General features: G+C 65.7%; 15 protein-coding genes and 1 pseudogene. 4 read left to right on the top strand and 12 right to left on the bottom strand.

All coding sequences use genetic code 11. The features are described 5' to 3' along the window. Positions 1 to 19: 19 nt before the first annotated feature. Together HB681_RS06465 and HB681_RS06460 are read right to left on the bottom strand one after the other, a co-directional pair. Positions 20 to 2026 (bottom strand): ATP-dependent DNA helicase, encoded by a 2007-nt coding sequence (locus tag HB681_RS06465; protein ID WP_213953975.1) that lies wholly within the window; start codon positions 2024 to 2026, stop codon positions 20 to 22. Further along, on the bottom strand, positions 2026 to 2229 hold the full coding sequence (locus HB681_RS06460) for a DUF465 domain-containing protein (protein ID WP_213953974.1): 204 nt from the start codon (positions 2227 to 2229) through the stop codon (positions 2026 to 2028). The genes HB681_RS06465 and HB681_RS06460 overlap by 1 nt, the downstream gene beginning before the upstream one ends. 107 nt (positions 2230 to 2336) lie before the next feature. Here HB681_RS06460 and HB681_RS06455 point away from each other — a divergent pair, with 107 nt between their 5' ends. After that, entirely contained in the window at positions 2337 to 3134 is a 798-nt protein-coding gene (locus HB681_RS06455; RefSeq protein WP_213953973.1) for a protein phosphatase 2C domain-containing protein, read from the top strand. Positions 3135 to 3143: 9 nt separating this feature from the next. Here HB681_RS06455 and HB681_RS06450 read toward each other — a convergent pair whose 3' ends face one another. The 7 genes from HB681_RS06450 to HB681_RS06420 all read right to left on the bottom strand — a co-directional run bounded on the left by HB681_RS06450 (position 3144) and on the right by HB681_RS06420 (position 13245). After that, entirely contained in the window at positions 3144 to 3749 is a 606-nt protein-coding gene (locus tag HB681_RS06450; protein ID WP_345944643.1) for a hypothetical protein, read from the bottom strand. Between the two features lie 29 nt (positions 3750 to 3778). Further along, positions 3779 to 4876: a cell division protein ZapE gene (gene zapE, locus HB681_RS06445; RefSeq protein ID WP_213953971.1), complete on the bottom strand. Its 1098-nt coding sequence runs from the start codon at positions 4874 to 4876 to the stop codon at positions 3779 to 3781. 4 nt (positions 4877 to 4880) lie between these two features. Continuing rightward, entirely contained in the window at positions 4881 to 6311 is a 1431-nt protein-coding gene (lpdA, locus tag HB681_RS06440; RefSeq protein WP_213953970.1) for a dihydrolipoyl dehydrogenase, read from the bottom strand. 10 nt (positions 6312 to 6321) lie between these two features. Then, positions 6322 to 7578, bottom strand: a complete 1257-nt coding sequence (odhB, locus tag HB681_RS06435) for a 2-oxoglutarate dehydrogenase complex dihydrolipoyllysine-residue succinyltransferase (RefSeq protein WP_213953969.1) — start codon at positions 7576 to 7578, stop codon at positions 6322 to 6324. 52 nt (positions 7579 to 7630) lie between these two features. Further along, positions 7631 to 10507, bottom strand: coding sequence for a 2-oxoglutarate dehydrogenase E1 component (locus tag HB681_RS06430; RefSeq protein WP_213953968.1), 2877 nt, complete (start codon positions 10505 to 10507; stop codon positions 7631 to 7633). A 168-nt stretch (positions 10508 to 10675) separates the two neighbouring features. Further along, positions 10676 to 12610 (bottom strand): propionate--CoA ligase, encoded by a 1935-nt coding sequence (locus HB681_RS06425; RefSeq protein ID WP_345944632.1) that lies wholly within the window; start codon positions 12608 to 12610, stop codon positions 10676 to 10678. A 32-nt stretch (positions 12611 to 12642) separates the two neighbouring features. Further along, positions 12643 to 13245 (bottom strand): isochorismatase family protein, encoded by a 603-nt coding sequence (locus HB681_RS06420; RefSeq protein ID WP_213953966.1) that lies wholly within the window; start codon positions 13243 to 13245, stop codon positions 12643 to 12645. Between the two features lie 196 nt (positions 13246 to 13441). On the opposite strand from HB681_RS06420, the gene HB681_RS06415 reads away from it, so the two are divergent. Together HB681_RS06415 and HB681_RS06410 are read left to right on the top strand one after the other, a co-directional pair. After that, positions 13442 to 15049, top strand: coding sequence for a 4-hydroxyphenylacetate 3-hydroxylase N-terminal domain-containing protein (locus HB681_RS06415; RefSeq protein WP_213953965.1), 1608 nt, complete (start codon positions 13442 to 13444; stop codon positions 15047 to 15049). Next, a complete protein-coding gene (locus HB681_RS06410; RefSeq protein ID WP_213953964.1) occupies positions 15040 to 15819 on the top strand; it encodes an alpha/beta hydrolase in 780 nt (259 codons plus the stop codon). Before HB681_RS06415 ends, HB681_RS06410 begins: the two co-directional genes overlap by 10 nt. A gap of 6 nt (positions 15820 to 15825) precedes the next feature. Here HB681_RS06410 and HB681_RS06405 read toward each other — a convergent pair. Continuing rightward, positions 15826 to 15954: pseudogene (locus tag HB681_RS06405) on the bottom strand (PQQ-dependent sugar dehydrogenase); the annotation flags it as partial. 232 nt (positions 15955 to 16186) lie between these two features. Here HB681_RS06405 and HB681_RS06400 point away from each other — a divergent pair. Next, complete coding sequence (locus HB681_RS06400; protein WP_213953963.1) at positions 16187 to 16744, top strand: C40 family peptidase; 558 nt, start codon at positions 16187 to 16189, stop codon at positions 16742 to 16744. A gap of 100 nt (positions 16745 to 16844) precedes the next feature. On the opposite strand, the gene lpdA (HB681_RS06395) is transcribed toward HB681_RS06400, so the two are convergent. Then, positions 16845 to 18665 carry a dihydrolipoyl dehydrogenase gene (lpdA, locus tag HB681_RS06395; RefSeq protein ID WP_213953962.1) on the bottom strand — a complete coding sequence of 607 codons (1821 nt, stop codon included), beginning with the start codon at positions 18663 to 18665 and terminating at the stop codon, positions 16845 to 16847. Next, on the bottom strand, positions 18662 to 19252 hold the full coding sequence (locus HB681_RS06390) for an MFS transporter (RefSeq protein WP_213953961.1): 591 nt from the start codon (positions 19250 to 19252) through the stop codon (positions 18662 to 18664). The genes lpdA (HB681_RS06395) and HB681_RS06390 overlap by 4 nt, the downstream gene beginning before the upstream one ends. Between the last annotated feature and the right edge of the window lie 16 nt (positions 19253 to 19268).

The raw sequence follows: 19268 nt of genomic DNA, 5'->3' as shown, positions 1-19268 counted from the left end.
CCCGGCTGCCCCGCCCCGGCTACACCAGCTCCGCGAGCGCTGAATCGAACGCAGCCTCGCCCTCCACCCGCCGCATGGGCGGCAACGCCGCCAGCAGGCGCTTGCCGTAGCCCATCGCCACCAGGCGGGTGTCGCAGATCACCAGCAAGCCGCGGTCGGTCTCCCGCCGGATCAACCGGCCCGCGCCTTGCTTGAGGGCGACGCCCGCCTCGGGCAGGAAGTAATCGTTGAACGAACTGCGCCCCTGGCCTTCGAGGCGGCGCGAGCGCGCCTCCACCAGCGGGTCGTTCGGGGGCGGGAACGGCAGCTTGTCGATCACCACCAGCTGCAGCACATCGCCCGGCGCATCGAAGCCCTCCCAGAACGACGCGGAGGCCACCAGCACGCAACCGGCCCGACCGCCGCCCGCGCCTTCGCGGAAGCGGTCCATGAGCACGCGCTTGGGCAGTTCGCCCTGCACCAGCACTTCGGGCCGCAGCTCGGCCTCGGTGCGCTCGAAGTGCGCCCGCATGGCTTCGCCGATGGTGCGCAGCGCACGCAGCGTGGTGGTGAGCACCAGCGTGCGCCCGCCCAGCACCGTGGCGCCTCGTGCGGCGAGTTGCGCGACCGCGCCGCTGTGGCCCGCGTCGTTTGGCTTGGGGAACTGGCGCGGTACGTACAGCGTGGCCTGTGATGCGTAATCGAACGGGCTGGCCACGCGCAGCACCTCTGCATCGCCAAGGCCGCAGGGCTCGGTAAACCAGCGCAGGCGGGCATCGTCGCCGAGCGTGGCGGAGGTGAAGACCCAGGCCCGCCCGATGGCATCCGGGTCGGCCTTGTCCGCCTTCAGCACGCGCGTCTGCACCGCTTCGGCAATGTCGAGCGGCGACTCGATCAGGCGCAACTGCTGGCCCACGTCGACCCAGCGCACGGACTCCGGCGGGCAAGCCAATGCGAAACGGGCGGCGCGCTGAGAGAGCTGCGTGGCGCGCTCGTGCAGGCGCACGAAGTCGGGCGCCATCTCGCTGACGGTGTCGATGGCCTCGGCGGCTTGTTCAAAGCCTTGCTGCAGCTCTTCCAGCGCCCTCTGCCAGCCCTCGGGCTCGATGCCTTCGGGCGCGGCGTCCAGCCAGCGCAGCTTGGCGCCTGGCCATTGCTTGCCGACGACCAGGCGAAGCTCGCGCGCGGCGCGTTCGACCGTGGCCGCGACCGTGGTCCAGTCGACCAGGCCGCGCGCATGTTGCAGCCCTGCGGCGAGGACGTCGCGCGCGAAGTCGAGTGCCTGCGCCGTGCCGATCTGCACGCCGAGGAATTGCACGCCGGTCTCGTTGAGCTGATGCGCCTCGTCGAACACGACGACGCGTACCGTCGGCAGCAATTCGGCCATGCCCGACTCGCGCACCGCCAGGTCGGCGAAGAACAGATGGTGATTGATCACCACCACGTCCGCCGCCAGCGCCTCGCGGCGGGCCGCGTTGACGTGGCAGGGCCGGAACTGCGGGCATTGCGCGCCGAGGCAGTTCTCGCGCGTCGAGGTGACGAGCGGGATCAAGGGCGAGCGTTCGTCCAGGCCCGGCAACTCGGCCAGGTCGCCGGTACGCGTGGCCTGGGACCATTGCTCGATCTTGGCCAGCGTACGCGCCGAGACGCGGTCAGGCCCCGCGTCATGGCGCGCCAGTTCGAGCCGGTGCAGGCAGAGGTAGCTGGCGCGGCCCTTCAGCAGCGCCGTGCGCACCGGGAGGCCCAGCGCTTCGACGAGGCGCGGCAGGTCCCTGCCAAAGAGCTGGTCCTGCAGCGTCTTGGTGGCGGTCGACAGCAGCACGCGCTCGCCGCTCAGCAGCGCTGGAACGAGGTACGAGAAAGTCTTGCCGACGCCGGTGCCGGCCTCGACCACAAGTTGGCCGCCCTCCTCGATGGTTCGGGCCACGGCCAGCGCCATGTCGGTCTGCCCACCGCGCTCGCGGAACTGGTCGGCCGCCAACGACAACGCGCCCTCCTGCGCGAAGGCTTCGCGCGTCCGCGCGACGAGTGCCCCCTCGCTCGCCATCAGGCAGGCTCGGCCGGATCGATCTGCCGCACCAGTCGCTCGATCTGGTCGCGCAGGGCGAGGCGGCGCTTCTTGAGGCGGCGCAGCAGCAATTCGTCTTGCGGCGACGCCTCCGCCAGCCTGTCGATGGAGGCGTCGAGGTCTGCGTGCTCGATGCGCAGTTCGATCAACTGGCGCGAGAGGGAGTGAAGATTGGAGTCCAACGGATGGGGTTCGACCGCATAGGGCCGACACTTGTTCACTTGATAATACGTCGAGTCTTTGTCAGACGAACAACACATGGATCGCGCCTCAGGCGCACAACGCGCGCATGAGTCGAGGCTTTCGGATAGCTGCAGCCACTGGTCTCCACAAGGGAGATCGCCCCTATCAACAGGATCAGGTCCTCCTGATCGAACATCCCCGCGTCAAGGGTTGCGTGCTGGGCCTCGTGGCCGATGGCATGGGCGGACGCAGCGGCGGTCGCAAGGCCTCCGACCAGGTGATGATGACGGCCAGGCAACTGTTCAACCGCTTCTCGCCCAGCATCGACGACATGCACGACCTGCTGCGCCGCATCGTCAACGATTCGCACACGGTGATCAAGCTGACAGCGATGTCGAGCGAGAGCGAGCCGCACAGCACGGTGGCCGCGTTCCTGGTCAACCCCAACGGCGAGTGCGTCTGGATCCATGCCGGCGATTCGCGCATCTACCATTTCCAGCGCGGCCGCATGGTGCTGCGCACGCGCGACCATTCGTACGTCCAGGCGCTGGTCGACCGCGGCGAACTCACCGACGACGAGGCCAACGTGCATCCGCAGGGCAACATCCTGATCGGGTGCCTCGGCATGACGACTTCGCCGCCGCCCATCGACACGCACCATATCGCCAAGCTCAAGCCGGGCGACTTGCTGATGGCCTGCAGCGACGGGCTCTGGCATTATTTTTCGCCAGAAGAAATGGGGGCGGTGCTGCACGAGCAATCGCCGCGATCCGCGGTCGAACTGCTGGTCGACGAAGCGCGCATACGGGCGATGGGCACGGGTGACAACATATCGATCGCGGTGCTCAAGTTCGAGTCCTTGCCGCGGGAGCCGAAGACCGCCGCGGAGGCGGGCGAGCACTGATTTCCGGTATCAGGGCGGCAACGGTGCGGCGCGCGGCTTGTCGCGCTCCGCGTTGCGCCGTTCAACGTCGGCGCGGTGCTTTGCCGCCTTGTCCAGCCGCTCGTCGTTGGCCTGCACGTTGGCCGGCGCCTGGACCCGTTCGCGCTGGCGGCTGGCATCTTCCCTGGCCTGGCGTTGCTGCTTGTCGGCGAAGGCGCGCTGGTTTTGCGCTTCCTGCGCGGTCATGGCCTCACGGCTCGCCGCATGATCCGCGGTGCGCTGCTCGCGTTCCTTTTGCGCGTCGGCGGCACGTTCGCGCTGGGCTTCCTGGTCTTTCGCGCGTTGCTGCGATGCGTTGTCCTGGAGCTTTTGCGTTTCGATCGCGGCACGGCGCTTGCGCTCGATGTCGTTGAGCGCGGACTCCTGACGCTTCAGGTCGTCGCTGACAACCCTCGCACGCCGGCGGCTGTCGCTCAGGCAATCCTCGACGGCGAACTTCTGATAGCACGCCGCGCGCTCGCTATTGACGCGCACTTGCAGCGCCTGGCGCTCGGAGGCGATGCGCGCCCGCTCGGCGGCCGGGTCGAGCCCGCCCGAGGTGCTGCCGGACTGGGCCCCTGCGGACCCGGCCAGCACGGCCAACAGCAGCGAGAGCGCAAGATGCTTCATGTGAGACGGGTGTCGACCGTGCGACGCTCCAGGGCCAGGAACTCGGCCGACTGCATTTCGTTGAGGCGGGAGACGGTGCGCGGGAACTCATGGGCCAGCGGACCTTCCGTGTACAACGCCTCGGGTGGAACCTCGGCCGACATGATGAGTTTCACGCGGCGATCGTAGAACACGTCGACCAGCCATGTGAAACGGCGGGCTTCCGAGGCCCGGTTGACGCCCATGCGCGGCACGTCGGACAGCAGCACGGTGTGGAACTGCGAGGCGATCTCGAGGTAGTCGTTCTGCGAGCGCGGGCCGCCGCACAGCGTCTTGAAGTCGAACCACACCACGCCGCCGGCCATGCGCCTCGCGTGGATCTCGCGCGCCTCGATATGCAGGATCGGGTTCTCGTCGGCCGATTCGGCCAGGCGCGCAAAGGCGTCTCGCATCTCCTTGTCGGCCACCGCGCCGTTGGGCGTGAGGTACATGCGCAGCTGTTCGAGCGTGCGGCGCCGATAGTCGGTGCCGTTGTCGACGCTCAGCACTTCGAGCTGCTCGTTGAGCAGCGCGATCGCGGGCAGGATGCGGTCGCGGTGCAGGCCGTTCGGATAAAGATCGTCCGGCTTGAAATTGGAGGTGGTGACGAAGCCCACGCCGTTGTCGAACAACGCCTTCAGCAGGCGGTGCAGGATCATCGCGTCGGTGATGTCGGAGACGTGGAACTCGTCGAAGCAGATGAGCTTGTAGCGCCTGGAGATGCGCAGACCCAGTTCGTCGAGCGGGTTGACCGTGCCTTGCAGATCGGCCAGCTCGCGGTGCACCTCGCGCATGAACTCGTGGAAATGCAGCCGCGTCTTCCGGCGCAGCGGCACCGCGTTGAAGAACAGGTCCATCAGGAAGCTCTTGCCCCGTCCCACGCCGCCATACATGTAGACGCCGCGCGGGATGTCGGGCCGGTTGATGAGCTTCTTGAAGGCGTTCGAGCGCTGGGCCTTGTAGTCGCCCCATTCGCGCGCGCAGCGGTCGAGCGCCTCGACCGCGTGCAGTTGCGCGGGATCGCTCTGGAACCCGCGCTTGGCGAGTTCCGCTTGGTAGGCCTGGAGGACGCTCAAGAGGTCAGAAATTCAGCGTGCGCTTGTCCACGGCCAGGGCCGCTTCCTTGGTCGCTTCCGACAGCGACGGGTGCGCATGGCAGATGCGCGCGATGTCTTCGCTGCTCGCCTTGAACTCCATCGCCACCACGGCCTCCGAGATCAACTCGCTCACCTGCGGTCCCACCATGTGGACGCCGAGGATCTCGTCAGTCGCGGCGTCGGCCAGGAACTTGACCATGCCGGTCGTGTCGCCCAGCGCGCGTGCGCGGCCGTTGGCCAGGAAGGGGAAGGTGCCGGCCTTGTAGGCGCGCCCTTCGGCCTTGAGTTGCTGCTCGGTCTGGCCGACCCACGCGATCTCGGGCGAGGTGTAGATCACCCACGGAATGGTGTTGAAGTTGACGTGCCCATGCTGGCCGGCAATGCGCTCGGCCACCGCCACGCCCTCTTCCTCCGCCTTGTGCGCAAGCATCGGGCCGCGCACCACGTCGCCCACGGCCCAGACGTTCGGCAGGTTGGTCTTGCACTCGTCGTCGACCACGATCGCGCCGCGCTCGTCGAGCTTCAGGCCGACCGCTTCGCCGTTCAGGCCGATGGTGTTGGGCACGCGGCCGATCGAGACGATCAGCTTGTCGACATCCAGCTTCTGGTCTTCGCCCTTGGCATTGGTCCAGGCGATGCTCACGCCCTTCTTGCCCGACTTCACCTCGCCCACCTTCACGCCGAGCTCGATCTTCAGGCCCTGCTTGTCGAAGGCCTTCTTGGCTTCCTTGGCGATCTGCTCGTCGACCGCGCCGAGGAAGGTGGGCAAGGCCTCGAGCACAGTCACTTCCGAGCCGAGGCGACGCCAGACCGAACCCATCTCCAAGCCGATCACGCCAGAGCCGATCAGCGCCAGCTTCTTCGGCACGCTGCCGATGCGGAGCGCCCCGTCGTTCGAGAGGATGTTCTCCTCGTCGAAGGGTGCGCCCGGCAGTGCGCGAGCGTTCGAGCCGGTGGCGATGATCACGTGCCTGGCGCTGATCGATTCTTCTGCAGCGCCTGCGACCTTGAGTTCGTACCCCGTGTCGTCCGTCTTCGAGAAAGACGCGCGGCCGTGGAAGAAGCTGACCTTGTTCTTCTTGAACAGGTACAGGATGCCGTCGTTGTTCTGCTTCACGACGGTGTCCTTGCGGCCGAGCATCTTGGCGATGTCGAGCCCCAGGCCTTCGACCTTGATGCCGTGGTCGGCGAAGTGCTTGCCGGCATGCTCGTAATGCTCGGACGATTGCAGCAGCGCCTTCGACGGAATGCATCCGACGTTGGTGCAGGTGCCGCCCAGCGCCGGGCCGCCCTTGCCGTTCTTCCACTCGTCGACGCAGGCGACATTGAAGCCGAGTTGCGCCGCGCGGATCGCCGCGATGTAGCCGCCGGGGCCGCCGCCGATGACGACGACGTCGAATTTCTTGTCAGACATCCGGTGCTCCTCAGATGTCGAACAACAGGCGCGACGGATCTTCCAGCGCTTCCTTCATGGCGACCAGACCAAGGACGGCTTCGCGGCCGTCGATGATGCGGTGGTCGTAGCTCATGGCGAGGTAGTTCATCGGGCGGACGACGATCTGGCCGTTCTCCACCACCGCGCGGTCCTTGGTCGCGTGCACGCCCAGGATGGCCGACTGCGGCGGGTTGATGATCGGCGTCGACAGCATCGAGCCGAAGGTGCCGCCATTGCTGATCGAGAACGTTCCGCCGGTCATTTCTTCAATGCCCAGCTTGCCGTCCTTGGCCTTCTGGCCGTACTCGGCGATCTTCTTCTCGATCTCGGCAAAGCTCATCTGGTCGGCGTTGCGCAGGATCGGCACGACCAGGCCGCGCGGCGAACCGACAGCGATGCCGATGTCGAAGTAGCCGTGGTACAGGATGTCGTTGCCGTCGACCGACGCGTTCAGCACCGGGTACTTCTTCAGCGCATGCACCGCGGCCTTTACGAAGAAGCTCATGAAGCCGATCTTGACGCCATGCTCCTTGCTGAACGCATCCTGGAACTTCTTGCGCATCTCCATGACCGGGGCCATGTTGACTTCGTTGAAGGTCGTGAGGATGGCGTTGGTCGATTGCGACTGGATCAGGCGCTCGGCGATACGGGCGCGCAGGCGGCTCATCGGCACGCGCTGTTCCGGACGGTCGCCCAGGTCCGGCGCACTGACGGGTGCCGAGACTTGTGCAAGCGCCGGGCGAGCGGCGGGCGCAGCCACTGCCGGAGCGGGTGCAGCCTTGGGGGCGGCGGCGCCGGCGGCCATCGCGCCGAGCACGTCGCCCTTGGTCACGCGGCCGTCCTTGCCCGAACCGGCCACGTCGCCAACCTTCAGGTTGTTGTCGGCTAGCAGCTTGGCGGCCGATGGCATGGCGACGTCCGACTTCGAGCCGCCCGTGGCAGCAGCAACCGGAGCAGCAGCAGCAGCGGCCGGGGCCGCCGCAGGTGCGCCGGCGCTCGCCTTTCCTTCGGTATCGATCTTCGCGATCAACTGTTCGGCCACCACCGTGGCGCCGTCACCCTGGACAATCTCGGCCAGCACGCCGGCGGCGGGCGCCGGCACTTCCAGCACGACCTTGTCGGTCTCGATCTCGATCAGGATTTCATCGATGGCGACGGCTTCGCCGGCCTTCTTCTTCCAGGTCAGCATGGTGGCTTCGGCCACCGATTCGGACAGCTGGGGGACTTTGACTTCTACGATAGACATTTGAGTTTTGCTCCGCTTCGCGTGCTTGGCTTGTAGTGTTTTATGAGTGGGATTACTTGGTCAGCACGAAGCCCTTGAGCTTGCCGAATGCGCCGTCGACCAGCGACTTCTGTTGTTCCTGGTGCAGGTGCGAGTACCCGGCCGCAGGCGAAGCTGAAGCGGCACGGCCCGAATAGCCGAGGCGCTGGCCTTCCTGCATGTTCTCGTGGATGTAGTGCTGCACGAAGAACCATGCGCCCTGGTTCTGCGGCTCGTCCTGGCACCACACCACGTCGACGAGGTTGGTGTACTTCTTCAGTTCCGCGCCGAATGCCTTGTGCGGGAACGGATAGAGCTGCTCGACGCGGATGATCGCCACGTCTTCGCTGCCGCGTTCCTCGCGCTTCTTGGCCAGGTCGTAGTAGACCTTGCCCGAGCAGGCGATCACGCGCTTGACCTTCTCGGCCTTCAGGTCCTTGTTGTCCGGAATGACCGTCTGGAAGTTGCCCTTGGTGAACTCGGACAGCGGCGAGGTCGCGTCCTTGTTCCGCAGCAGCGACTTCGGCGTCATGATGATCAGGGGCTTGCGCAGGTTGCGCACCATCTGGCGGCGCAGCACGTGGAAGATCTGGCTGGCGGTGGTGGGCTGAACCACCTGCATGTTGGTGTCGGCCGACAGCTGCATGAAGCGCTCGATGCGCGCCGAGCTGTGTTCCGGACCCTGGCCTTCATAGCCGTGCGGCAGCATCAGCGTGATGCCATTGACGCGGCCCCACTTCACTTCGCCCGAAGCGATGAACTGGTCGATCACGACCTGCGCGCCGTTGACGAAGTCGCCGAACTGCGCTTCCCAGATCACCAGCGTGTTGGGATCGTTCGAGGCATAGCCGTATTCGAAGGCCAGCACGGCTTCTTCGGACAGGATCGAGTCGATGACGACGAACGGGGCCTGGTTGTCGGCCACGTTCGACAGCGGCGTGTAGATGCCGGTGTCGAACTTCTCGCGGTTCTGGTCGTGCAGCACGGCATGGCGGTGCGTGAAGGTGCCACGACCGCAGTCCTCGCCCGACAGGCGCACCGGGTAGCCGCTGGCCACCAGCGAGGCGAAGGCCATGTGTTCGCCCATGCCCCAGTCGACGTTGATCTCGCCGCGGCCCATGGCCGCGCGATCATCCAGCACTTTCTTGACCAGCGGGTGCACGGTGAAGCCACCGGGCACGGTGGTGATCTTCTCGGCGAGGCGCTTCCACTCGGAGGTGGGAATGGCGGTGTCGCCGGCATCGGTCCACTTCTTGTTGAGGAAGGGGCTCCAGTCGACCGCGTACTTGCTCTTGAAGTTGGTCAGCACCGGGTCGATGGTGTTGCGGCCTTCGTCGAAGGCGGCGCGCTGGGCCTTGACCATGTCGTCGCCGAGCGTCTCGCCCATGCCTTGCGCAGCCAGCTTGTCGGCATACAGCTTGCGCGTGCCGGGGTGCTGGGCGATCTTCTTGTACATCAGCGGCTGGGTGAGCGAAGGCGTGTCCTGCTCGTTGTGGCCCAGCTTGCGGAAGCAGACGATGTCGATGACAACGTCCATGTTGAATTCCTGGCGATATTCCAGCGCCCATTGGGTGCAGAGCACCACGGCTTCGGGGTCGTCGCCGTTCACGTGCAGCACCGGCGCCTCGATCATCTTGACGATGTCCGAGCAGTACAGCGTCGAGCGGCTGTCGCGCGGGTCGCTGGTGGTGAAGCCGATCTGGTTGTTGATGACGATGTGCACCGTGCCGCCCGTGTAGTAGCCACGGGTCTGCGCAAGCGCCAGCGTTTCCATCACGACGCCCTGGCCGGCGAAGGCCGCGTCGCCGTGCACGATGATCGGCAGCACCGAGTCGCCTTCGGCGTCGCCGCGGCGGTCCATGCGGGCGCGCACCGAGCCTTCGACCACCGGGTTCACGATTTCCAGGTGCGACGGGTTGAACGCGAGGCTCAGGTGCACCGGGCCGCCGGGCGTGGTCACGTCCGAGCTGAAGCCCTGGTGGTACTTGACGTCGCCGGCCGGCAGATCTTCCGGCGCGGTGTGGTCGAACTCGGCGAACAGGTCGGCCGGCATCTTGCCGAGCGTGTTGACCAGCACGTTGAGACGGCCACGGTGAGCCATGCCGATCACGATTTCCTGCACGCCGGCAATGCCGGCCTGGTTGATCAGCTCGTCCATCGAGACGATGAAGCTCTCGCCGCCTTCCAGCGAGAAGCGCTTCTGGCCGACGTACTTGGTGTGGAGGAAGCGCTCCAGGCCTTCGGCGGCCGTCAGGCGGTTCAGGACGTGCTTCTTCTTCTCGACCGTGAGTTGCGGGTTGGTGCGGGCGCGTTCGAGCTTTTCCTGCCACCAGCGCTTCTGGTTCTGGTCGGTCGTGTACATGTACTCGGCGCCGATGGTGCCGCAGTAGGTTTCACGCAGGGCGTTGAGCAGGTCGCGCAGCGACATGGTGTCGCGGCCGAAGAAGGTGTTGCTGGTGTTGAACACGGTCTCGAGGTCGGCGTCGTGGAAGCCGTAGAACGAGGGTTCGAGTTCAGGGATGGCCGGGCGCTCGGTGCGCTTGAGCGGGTCCAGGTCGGCCCAGCGGGCGCCGACGTTGCGATAGGCGGCGATCAGCTGCTGCACCGCGGTGCGCTTGCGGCCGAGTTCGGAGTCTGCGCCGCTGGCCTGCACCACACGCGTGGTGCCCTGCTTGGCCCGTTCGGCGAAGGCGTTGATCACCGGCAGGTGGGGAACGTCGCGGGTGTTGCTGCCGTCGCCGGCGGGGACGTTCTGCAGCGCGTCAAAGTACGAGCGCCAGTTGTCGGGCACGCTGCCGGGGTTGGCGAGGTAGTTCTCGTACATCTCTTCGACATAGGGCGCATTGCCGCCGAAGAGGTAGGTGTTGCCTTGATAGGCGCGATACGCCGATGGCGTGCTGGATTCGCTCATATTCCGCTGACCTTCGCTTCCCTGAAGGAAGCACTAGCTGGTAAGAAAACCTTCCGCGACACGGCTGAACCGATTGGCGGATGCGACTGTGGCTGGGGAAGGGCCTGAGTACCGGGGGATTGTGCCACGTTGAACCGTGACACAACATGCGAAGCTTTCATGAAGCTTTCAAGGTGCAACCAGTTGTTTGATCTGCTGCAGCGAGGAAGGATCGTCGATGGTGGTCAGGTCGCCGGGGTCGCGCTGCTCGCAGACCGCCTGGATCGCGCGACGCAGGAGCTTGCCGCTGCGGGTCTTGGGCAATGCGGTCACGAAGCGCACGCGGGCCGGACGGGCCACCGCGCCGAGCTGGTCGGACACGCGCATCATGATTTCCCCCTCCAGCGTCAGGGCCACGTCCGCATCGCTGGCGGCGGCGCCGGCCTTCGGAACGACAAAGGCCATCGCGACCTGGCCCTTCAGCGCATCGGCAACGCCGACCACAGCGACCTCGGCCACATTCGCATGGCCGGAAATGCTTTCCTCGATCTCGCGCGTGCCGAGGCGGTGGCCGGCCACGTTGATCACGTCGTCGGTGCGGCCGAGGATGTAGAAATAGCCGTCTTCGTCACGAATGCCCCAGTCGAAGGTCGAGTACACGACCTTGCCGGGCACGCTGCTCCAGTAGGTGTTGACGAAGCGTGCGTCATCGCGCCAGACGGTCTGCATGAAGCCGGGCGGCGTCGGGCCTTCGATGGCGACCACGCCTTTCTCGTTGGGCGCGGTGAGTTCCTCGCCGGTCTCCTCATCCAGGATCTTCACGCGCCAACCGTACATCGGAACGCCGGGGCTGCCGAACTTGCTCGGCTTTTTCTCGACGCCGTTGGCGATCGTGAGGATCGGCCAGCCCGCTTCGGTTTGCCAGTAGTTGTCGATGATGGGTACGCCCAGGCCTTCGCTGATCCAGCGCGCGGTGGGCTGGTCCAGCGGCTCGCCGGCGAGGAACAGCGCGCGCAGGCTGGACAGGTCGTACTTGCCGAGCAGCGCAGGGTCCTGCTTCTTCAACACGCGCACGGCGGTGGGCGCGCTGAACATCACGGTGACCTTGTACTTCTCGACGAGGCTCCACCAGATGCCGCCGTCCGGCTGCTGGTCGAGGCCCTGGGTCGGCAGGCCCTCGTACATGATGGTCGCCATCCCGGCGATCAGCGGGCCATAGACGATGTAGCTGTGGCCCACCACCCAGCCGATGTCGCTGGTGGAAAAGTAGGTCTCCCCGGCGCGGCCATCGAAGATGTGCTTCATGCTGGCCGCAAGCGCGACGGCATAGCCGCCCGTGTCGCGTTGCACGCCCTTGGGCCGGCCCGTGGTGCCGCTGGTGTAGAGGGTGTAGCTGATGGCCGTGGCATCGAGCCAGGTGCACGGCACTTGCGTATCAATGTGCGTGGCGCGCAGCGCGCTCATCAGGTGGTCGCGCCCTGCCGCGAGTTCCATGGGCGCCAGCCCGCGATCGGCCAGCAGGACGGCATCGGGCTTGTGCTTCGACAGGCGAATGGCCTCGTCCAGCAGCGGCTTGTACGCCTGCACCTTGCCGCCGCGAGACCCGGCATCGGCGCTGACGATGACCTTGGGCTCCGCGTCTTCGATGCGCGATGCCAGGGAAACACTGGCGAATCCGCCGAACACCACGCAGTGGACGGCCCCGATGCGAGCGCAGGCCAGCATCGCGAAGGCGGCCTCGGGGATCATCGGCATGTAGATCAGCACGCGGTCGCCCTGCCCCACGCCGAGTCCGATCAGGCTCGCGGCCATGCGCTGCACTTCGGCGTGCAGATCCTTGAAGCTGAACGTGCGCTCGACGCCGGTTTCGGTCGAGACGAAGATCAGCGCGGCCTGGTCGCCACGCGTCGCGAGGTGCCGGTCGACCGCGTTGTGGCACAGGTTGGTGGTGCCGCCCACGAACCACCTGGCAAAGGGCGGACGGCTCGCATCCAGGATCTGCCGGGGCGGCGTCTGCCAGTCGACCAGGCCGGCCTGCTCGGCCCAGAAGGCCTCGGCGTCATCCACCGAACGACGATAGAACTCACTGTACGAACCCATGCTTCGTTGCCTCCTTGTATGCACCTCGCCGCCGCGTGGAATGGATCAGCGCCCGTTCATCGAATCATCGCCTGAAATTCCTTGAACTTCGGATGCTCGGCCGTGGCCAGCCATTCGAAGCCCACCATCTCGGTGGTCACCAGCTCGGCCCCCGCGCCAGCCAAGCGATCGAAGGCCGCATCGCGGTTGCGTTCGGTACGGGAACTGCAGGCGTCCACCACGACCCAGACTTCGAAGTCGTCTTCCAGCAGGTCCAGCGCCGTCTGCAGCAGGCACACATGAGCCTCGCAGCCCGCGATGACGATGCTGTTGCGCTCGTCCGCCTGGGCGGCCGGCTTCTGCAGGTGCTTGGGCAGGCTGCGCGCATTGCCCTTGGGCGCCGGGGCCGGCGCGCGCAGCCATTCGCCCAGGCCCTCTTCCGCACCGCTGAAATGCATCTTGGCCAGCGTGCGGTCGCACAGCGCGCGAATGGCCGGCAGGTTCTCGCCGAGCTTCGAAGGGTTCTGTTCGGTGCCGAATACCGGCACGCCCAGCAGCCGGGCGAACTGCCCGAGCCGCACGGCATTGGCGGCCACCGCCTCGCCCTCGAAGATCGCGGGCATCAGGCGCGCCTGGTAATCGACCAGCACGAGTTGGGATTGGGATGCATCGAGCAGCATGGCGGAATATCTCTTCAAAAACGGCGGACGTAGAACGTACCACCGAACCTGGAGCGTTCCTCGATTGCGAGGCGGAAATCGGGAGCGGACAGCCGAACGCGGAAGTCGCAAAAGGATTCACGACCCGCATACCCACGCGGCGATGCGGTGGTCAAATTGCCGGCGCCCCGCGCCACTCGAAGATCCGGAGACACCGATGAACGCCCCGCTTCCGCACGCCACGCTGATGAGCGGCCAGGACTATCGCGAGTCGCTGCGGCGCTACAAGCCTCGGGTTTTCGTCGAAGGGCGACGGGTCGAGAGCGTCGCCGATGATCCGGCCTTCCAACCCGGGATCAATGCCATCGGAGTCACCTACGACCACGCGCTGAAGCCCGCGTACGAGCGTCTCATGACCGCTGTGCAGCACACCAGCGGCAAGCGGGTCAACCGCTTTTCGCACATCGACACCAGCGCGGGTGACCTGCTCAACAAGCTGGAGGCCGTGCGCCTCGTCTGCCAGGAAACCGGCTGCGCGCAGCGCTACCTGACGCACGACGCGCTCAATGCCATCGCGCAGGTGTCGGCCCGCATCGACGATGCCAAGGGCGGCACCGAGCACACCGCGCGCTTTCACAACTACCTGCACCGCGTGCAGGACCAGGATCTCACGCTCGGCGTCGCGATGACCGATGCCAAGGGCGACCGCAGCCGTCGCCCGCACGAGCAGGCCCATGTCGACAGCTATGTGCATGTGGTCGAACGCAATGCCCGGGGCATCGTCATCTCCGGCACCAAGGCCATCGTGACCGCTGCGCCCTATGTGCATGAATTGCTGGTCATGCCCTGCCGCAACATGGGCCGCGAGGATACCGACTTCGCCGTCTGCTGCGCCGTGCCGCTCGATGCGCCAGGCCTCACGATCATCGCGCGCCCGGCAGGCCGGCCCGGCGAGAGGCTGGAGCATGGCGAGGCGCTGTTCAGCCGCAAGTACGGGCAGAGCACCGGCGTGTGCATGTTCGACCGCGTGTTCGTGCCGTGGGAGAGCGTGTTCTATGCCGGTGAATGGGAGCACTCCGGCCACCTCACCTACAGCTATGCCACGCACCACCGCCAAAGCTGCATCGGTGCACGCGCCGGCTTTGGCGACCTGCTGATCGGCGCCAGCGCGCTGATGTGCGAAGCCAATGGCTTCAATCCCGGCAAGGAGTCCCATTTGCGCGAACAGATGGTCGAACTCATCACCATCACCGAAAGCTTCTTCGCCTGCGGTGTTGCCGCCAGCGTCTATGCCAAGGCCGATGCGCATTGCGAGGTGTTCATGCCCGACCCGGTGTTCAGCAACATCGGCAAGCTGCTGCTGGCCACGAAGATCTATGACATGCACCGCATTGCCCACTACGTGAGCGGCGGCCTGATCGTCACCCTCCCCGGCCCCGACGAAGACCACAATCCCGAGACCGCCGCCAGCCTGGCCGATGTGCTGCGTGCCAACCCTTCCGTGCCGTATGAACAGCGCATCGAGACGGCGCGCTTCATCGAGGACCTGACGGCCGGCTACCAGGGCGGCTGGTACAGCGTGATCAGCCTGCACGGCGGCGGCTCGCCCGCAGCGATGAAGCAGGAGATCTGGCGCAACTATCCCGTCGGCTCCAAGGTCGAGCTGGTCGAGCGCCTGCTGGAGCGCGGCGTGGCGCACGACCCCGAACGCGCCATCACGAAAAACCGGCAGCCAGGCAAATGCTGCGATACCGGCTGCACCACGCCCGGTCAGCCAGTCATGGTCGATTTGCCAGAGCCGACGCGCCCGAAGGCATGCGACTGACCCGCTGCCTGGCGGTGTTCGCGCTCGCAGCGTGCGCGTTGATGGCCGCCGGCTGCGCCTCGCGCAAAACGGTCGCGCCGATGGCCATGCAACGCGATGCCAGTGCATGCCCCGCGCAGACCGACACCTTGCTCGTGCTGCTGCCCGGCGCTTACTCCGACCCGGAGGAATTCGTGAAGGAAGGCTTCATCGATGCGGTGCGCAAGCGCCGCCTGGCGGTCGATCTGCTACGCGTCGACGCGCACCTCGGCTACTACAGCGAAGAGGTCATCATCGACCGGCTGCGGGCTGACGTGATCGCGCCTGCGCAGGCCCGGGGCTATCGTGCGATCTGGATTGCCGGCATCTCGCTCGGCGGCTATGGCGGCATGGTCTACGCCGAAGAGCGACCCGGCGAGTTGGCCGGCATTGTCGCCATCGCGCCCTACCTCGGCGAGCGCCTGATCGCCACCGGCATCGACAACGCCGGCGGCCTGGCGCGATGGCGCGCGCAGCCGCTTCTGCCGGAGATGTCGCCGTTCGAAAAGCGCGAGTTGAGGGTATGGCGCTGGCTGCAGGCATATTCGGCCGATCCGCCACTGGGCGACCATCCGCCGTTGTGGCTGGGCTATGGGATGGACGACCGCTTCGCCTTCAGCCATCGATTGCTTGCCGCTGCATTGCCTGCGGACCATGTGGCGACGACCGAAGGCGAGCATGACTGGCCCGAATGGATGCGGCTCTGGCGCAGCCTGCTGCCACGTTTGCCGCTGCCCAGATGCCCGAGCTGAAATTCAGTCCTTGAGCTCGATGCGGTCGAGGTAGCCGAACTTCAGCGAGCCGACAAACAGGTTGCCCCTCCACGCCGGGTCGTACTGGTCGCTGGTGAGGAAGGCCATTCCGGACGGCGCGCCGGGCGGCACCCAGTCCCATTTGCCTCTTTTTCATCAGCGCGATGGAAGAAGTTAGATGCAAATTGACTCTATTTGGCGAACTTTATGATTAACGACAGATGACAGAACGGAGTCACGACTTCACGAGCTTTACATTTCACATAACGAGTTTGTAAAAATATCGTTATGCGACAAGGACTTAGCATGCAAATCACAAAGTGTGATTAATTTGACATGACCGTTTGTCATCAATATCCTACCGACCATGCGTTTTTTAGTCTTAATTGCTTCCCTCCTGCTGGCCGCCGCCGCACACGCAGCTCCCCAGCAGGACCGCACAGACGACACGGACCGCACGCTCAATGACAACAACAAGGGCTTGATCGGCCAGCTCGATCAAGTTCGCCAGTCCGTCACCGACCGTACCTCCGAACTCGTCGTCAGCGCCATCGGCTTCCTGGGCGTGCCCTACCGTCGCGGCGGCAACACGGCCGAAACCGGATTCGATTGCAGCGGCTTCGTCCGCGCCATGTACAACCAGACCGTCGGCATGGTGCTCCCGCGCCGCGCCGAAGAGCAAGCCCGCGCGACCGAACCCGTCGCCCGCGCGGACATGAAGCCGGGCGACTTGGTGTTCTTCAACACGATGCGCCGCGCCTTCAGTCACGTCGGCATCTACATCGGCGAAGGAAAATTCATCCATTCGCCACGTTCAGGCGCTGAAGTGCGCGTCGAGGACATGACGGGCAGCTACTGGCAAAGACGCTTCAATGGCGCGCGTCGTGTCGAGGCGGTGCAAGGCCCCGTGAGCGCTGGCGAATAGCCTCCCGGATTCGCAAGACCGGTCAGCCGCTTCCCGACGACCCAATAAAAATCCCGCCTCTCAGGGCGGGATTTTTCATTCGCGCCGTGCTTTCGCGTGCTCAGCGCTTCGACGGTGGCAAGTCGGTGCAGGTCCCGTGCGCCACCTCGGCCGCCATGCCGATGCTTTCACCCAGCGTCGGGTGCGGGTGGATCGTCTTGCCGATGTCGACCTCGTCCGCCCCCATCTCGATGGCCAGCGCCACCTCGCCGATCATGTCGCCCGCATGCGTGCCGACGATGCCGCCGCCGATGATGCGGTGCGTCTCGGCGTCGAACAGCAGCTTGGTGTAGCCCTCGTCACGGCCGTTGGCGATGGCGCGGCCGGAAGCCGTCCACGGGAACAAGCCCTTCTTGACCTTCACGCCCTCGGCCTTGGCCTGGTCCTCGGTGATGCCGACCCATGCCACCTCGGGGTCGGTGTAGGCCACGCTCGGAATCACGCGGGCATTGAAGGCGGCGCTGGAGAGCTCCCTGTCGCCCTTCTGCTCGCCGGCGATCACCTCGGCCGCCACATGCGCCTCATGCACCGCCTTGTGCGCCAGCATGGGCTGTCCGACGATGTCGCCGATGGCGAAGATGTGCGGCACGTTGGTGCGCATCTGGATGTCGACGTTGATGAAGCCACGGTCGGTGACGGCGACGCCGGCCTTCTCGGCACCGATCTTCTTGCCGTTCGGGCTGCGGCCGACGGCTTGCAGGACCAGGTCGTACACCTGCGGCTCCTTGGGTGCCTGTTCGCCTTCGAAGGTGACCTTGATGCCGTCCTTGGTCGCCTCTGCGCCCACGGTCTTGGTCTTCAGCATGATGTTGTCGAAGCGCGGCGTGTTCATCTTCTGCCAGACCTTGACCAGGTCGCGGTCCGCGCCCTGCATGAGGCCGTCGAGCATCTCGACCACGTCCAGCCGCGCGCCGAGCGTCGAATACACCGTGCCCATTTCCAGGCCGATGATGCCGCCGCCCAGGATCAGCATGCGCTTCGGGTCGGTGCCCATCTGCAACGCGCCGGTCGAGTCGACCACGCGAGGATCGTCCTTCGGCATGAAGGGCAGGCTCACCGCCTGCGAGCCGGCCGCGATGATGCAGTTACGGAACTTGACGACCTGCTTCTTGCCGGTGGTGTCCCAGCTCGTGCCGGAGGTCTCTTCCACCTCGATGTGGAACGGGTCGATGAAGTTGCCGACACCGCGCACCGTCGTCACCTTGCGCATCTTGGCCATCGCGCTGAGGCCGCCCGTCAGCTTGCCGACCACCTTGTTCTTGTGTGCGAGCAGCTTGGCGCGATCGACCGTGGGCGCCGCGAAAGTCACGCCGAGCGATTCGAAGTGCTTCACTTCGTCCATCACCGATGCAACGTGCAGGAGCGCCTTCGAAGGGATGCAGCCCACGTTCAGGCACACGCCGCCGAGCGTGGCGTAGCGTTCGATCAGCACGACCTTGAGGCCCAGGTCGGCCGCGCGGAATGCCGCCGAATAGCCACCGGGGCCCGCGCCAAGCACGACCACGTCGCATTCGACATCGACCGATCCGCTGTAGGAACCGGCGGGCGCCGGCGCGGACACCGCAGGCGCCTGCTTCGGCGCCGGGGCTGCTGCAGCAGGTGCCGGCGCCGGCGCGGCGGGGGATGGCGCAGTTGCGGCCGCGCCGCTGACCTCCAGCGTCAGCACCACCGAGCCCTCCTTGACCTTGTCCCCCACCTTCACAGCCAGCGCCTTCACGACACCGGCTGCAGACGACGGGATCTCCATCGAAGCCTTGTCCGATTCGACCGTGATCAGCGATTGCTCCGCCTTGATCGTGTCGCCCACCTTGACCAGCACCTCGATCACCGCGACTTCGTCGAAGTCACCAATGTCGGGCACCTTGATTTGTTGTTCGCTCATTTGGACACCTTGAGTTTGAGTGTGAGAACGTCGACCGGTCCGGCCGAATTGCGATCGAATTCGCAGGCGGCATCGATGCCGGCCTGCGCGACTTCCAGCGCGGTGCGCGCCTTCGGGTAAGCCGCATGCATGGCGCCGAGCGCGAAGTTGCGTCCGGAGCCGATGCCCCAGAACTCCTTGAACTCGAACACTTCGCGGTAGCTGTAGACACCGTAGATGCCACTCGGGTTGGCCAGCAGCAGCGTGAACTGGCTCGACTCGTAGGGCTCGTGCTCGTCTTCCTTGGTCTGCATGAAGAACGTGTCCTTCAACACCGGATGCAGCAGGGTGAAGGTGCGGTACACCTCGTCCTTGCTGCCGAAGCGAAGCTCCTCGCGCGCCGTCGCCGCCAACGCATGCCGCAGCGCCGGAAAGTGCGCCGCGGAGCCAGCCACAGCGATGACGCTCTGGCCAACGGCATCGTCGACCTTGAACATCTTGCGGTTGGCCTCCATGCGATGCGACATGCGCGTGTCCCCGAAGGTCACGAGCGAGTCCGACACCATGGCCACCTGGCCGCCCTTTCGAACGGCCACGACGGTGGTCATATGAGACCTCGCCGGG

Origin of the sequence: Variovorax sp. dw_954, from assembly GCF_018449755.1 — a bacterium.
In the GTDB taxonomy this organism is placed as follows: domain Bacteria; phylum Pseudomonadota; class Gammaproteobacteria; order Burkholderiales; family Burkholderiaceae_C; genus Variovorax.
Note: the sequence above shows the minus strand (reverse complement) of the source record. Positions and strands in the feature narration are given on the sequence as shown.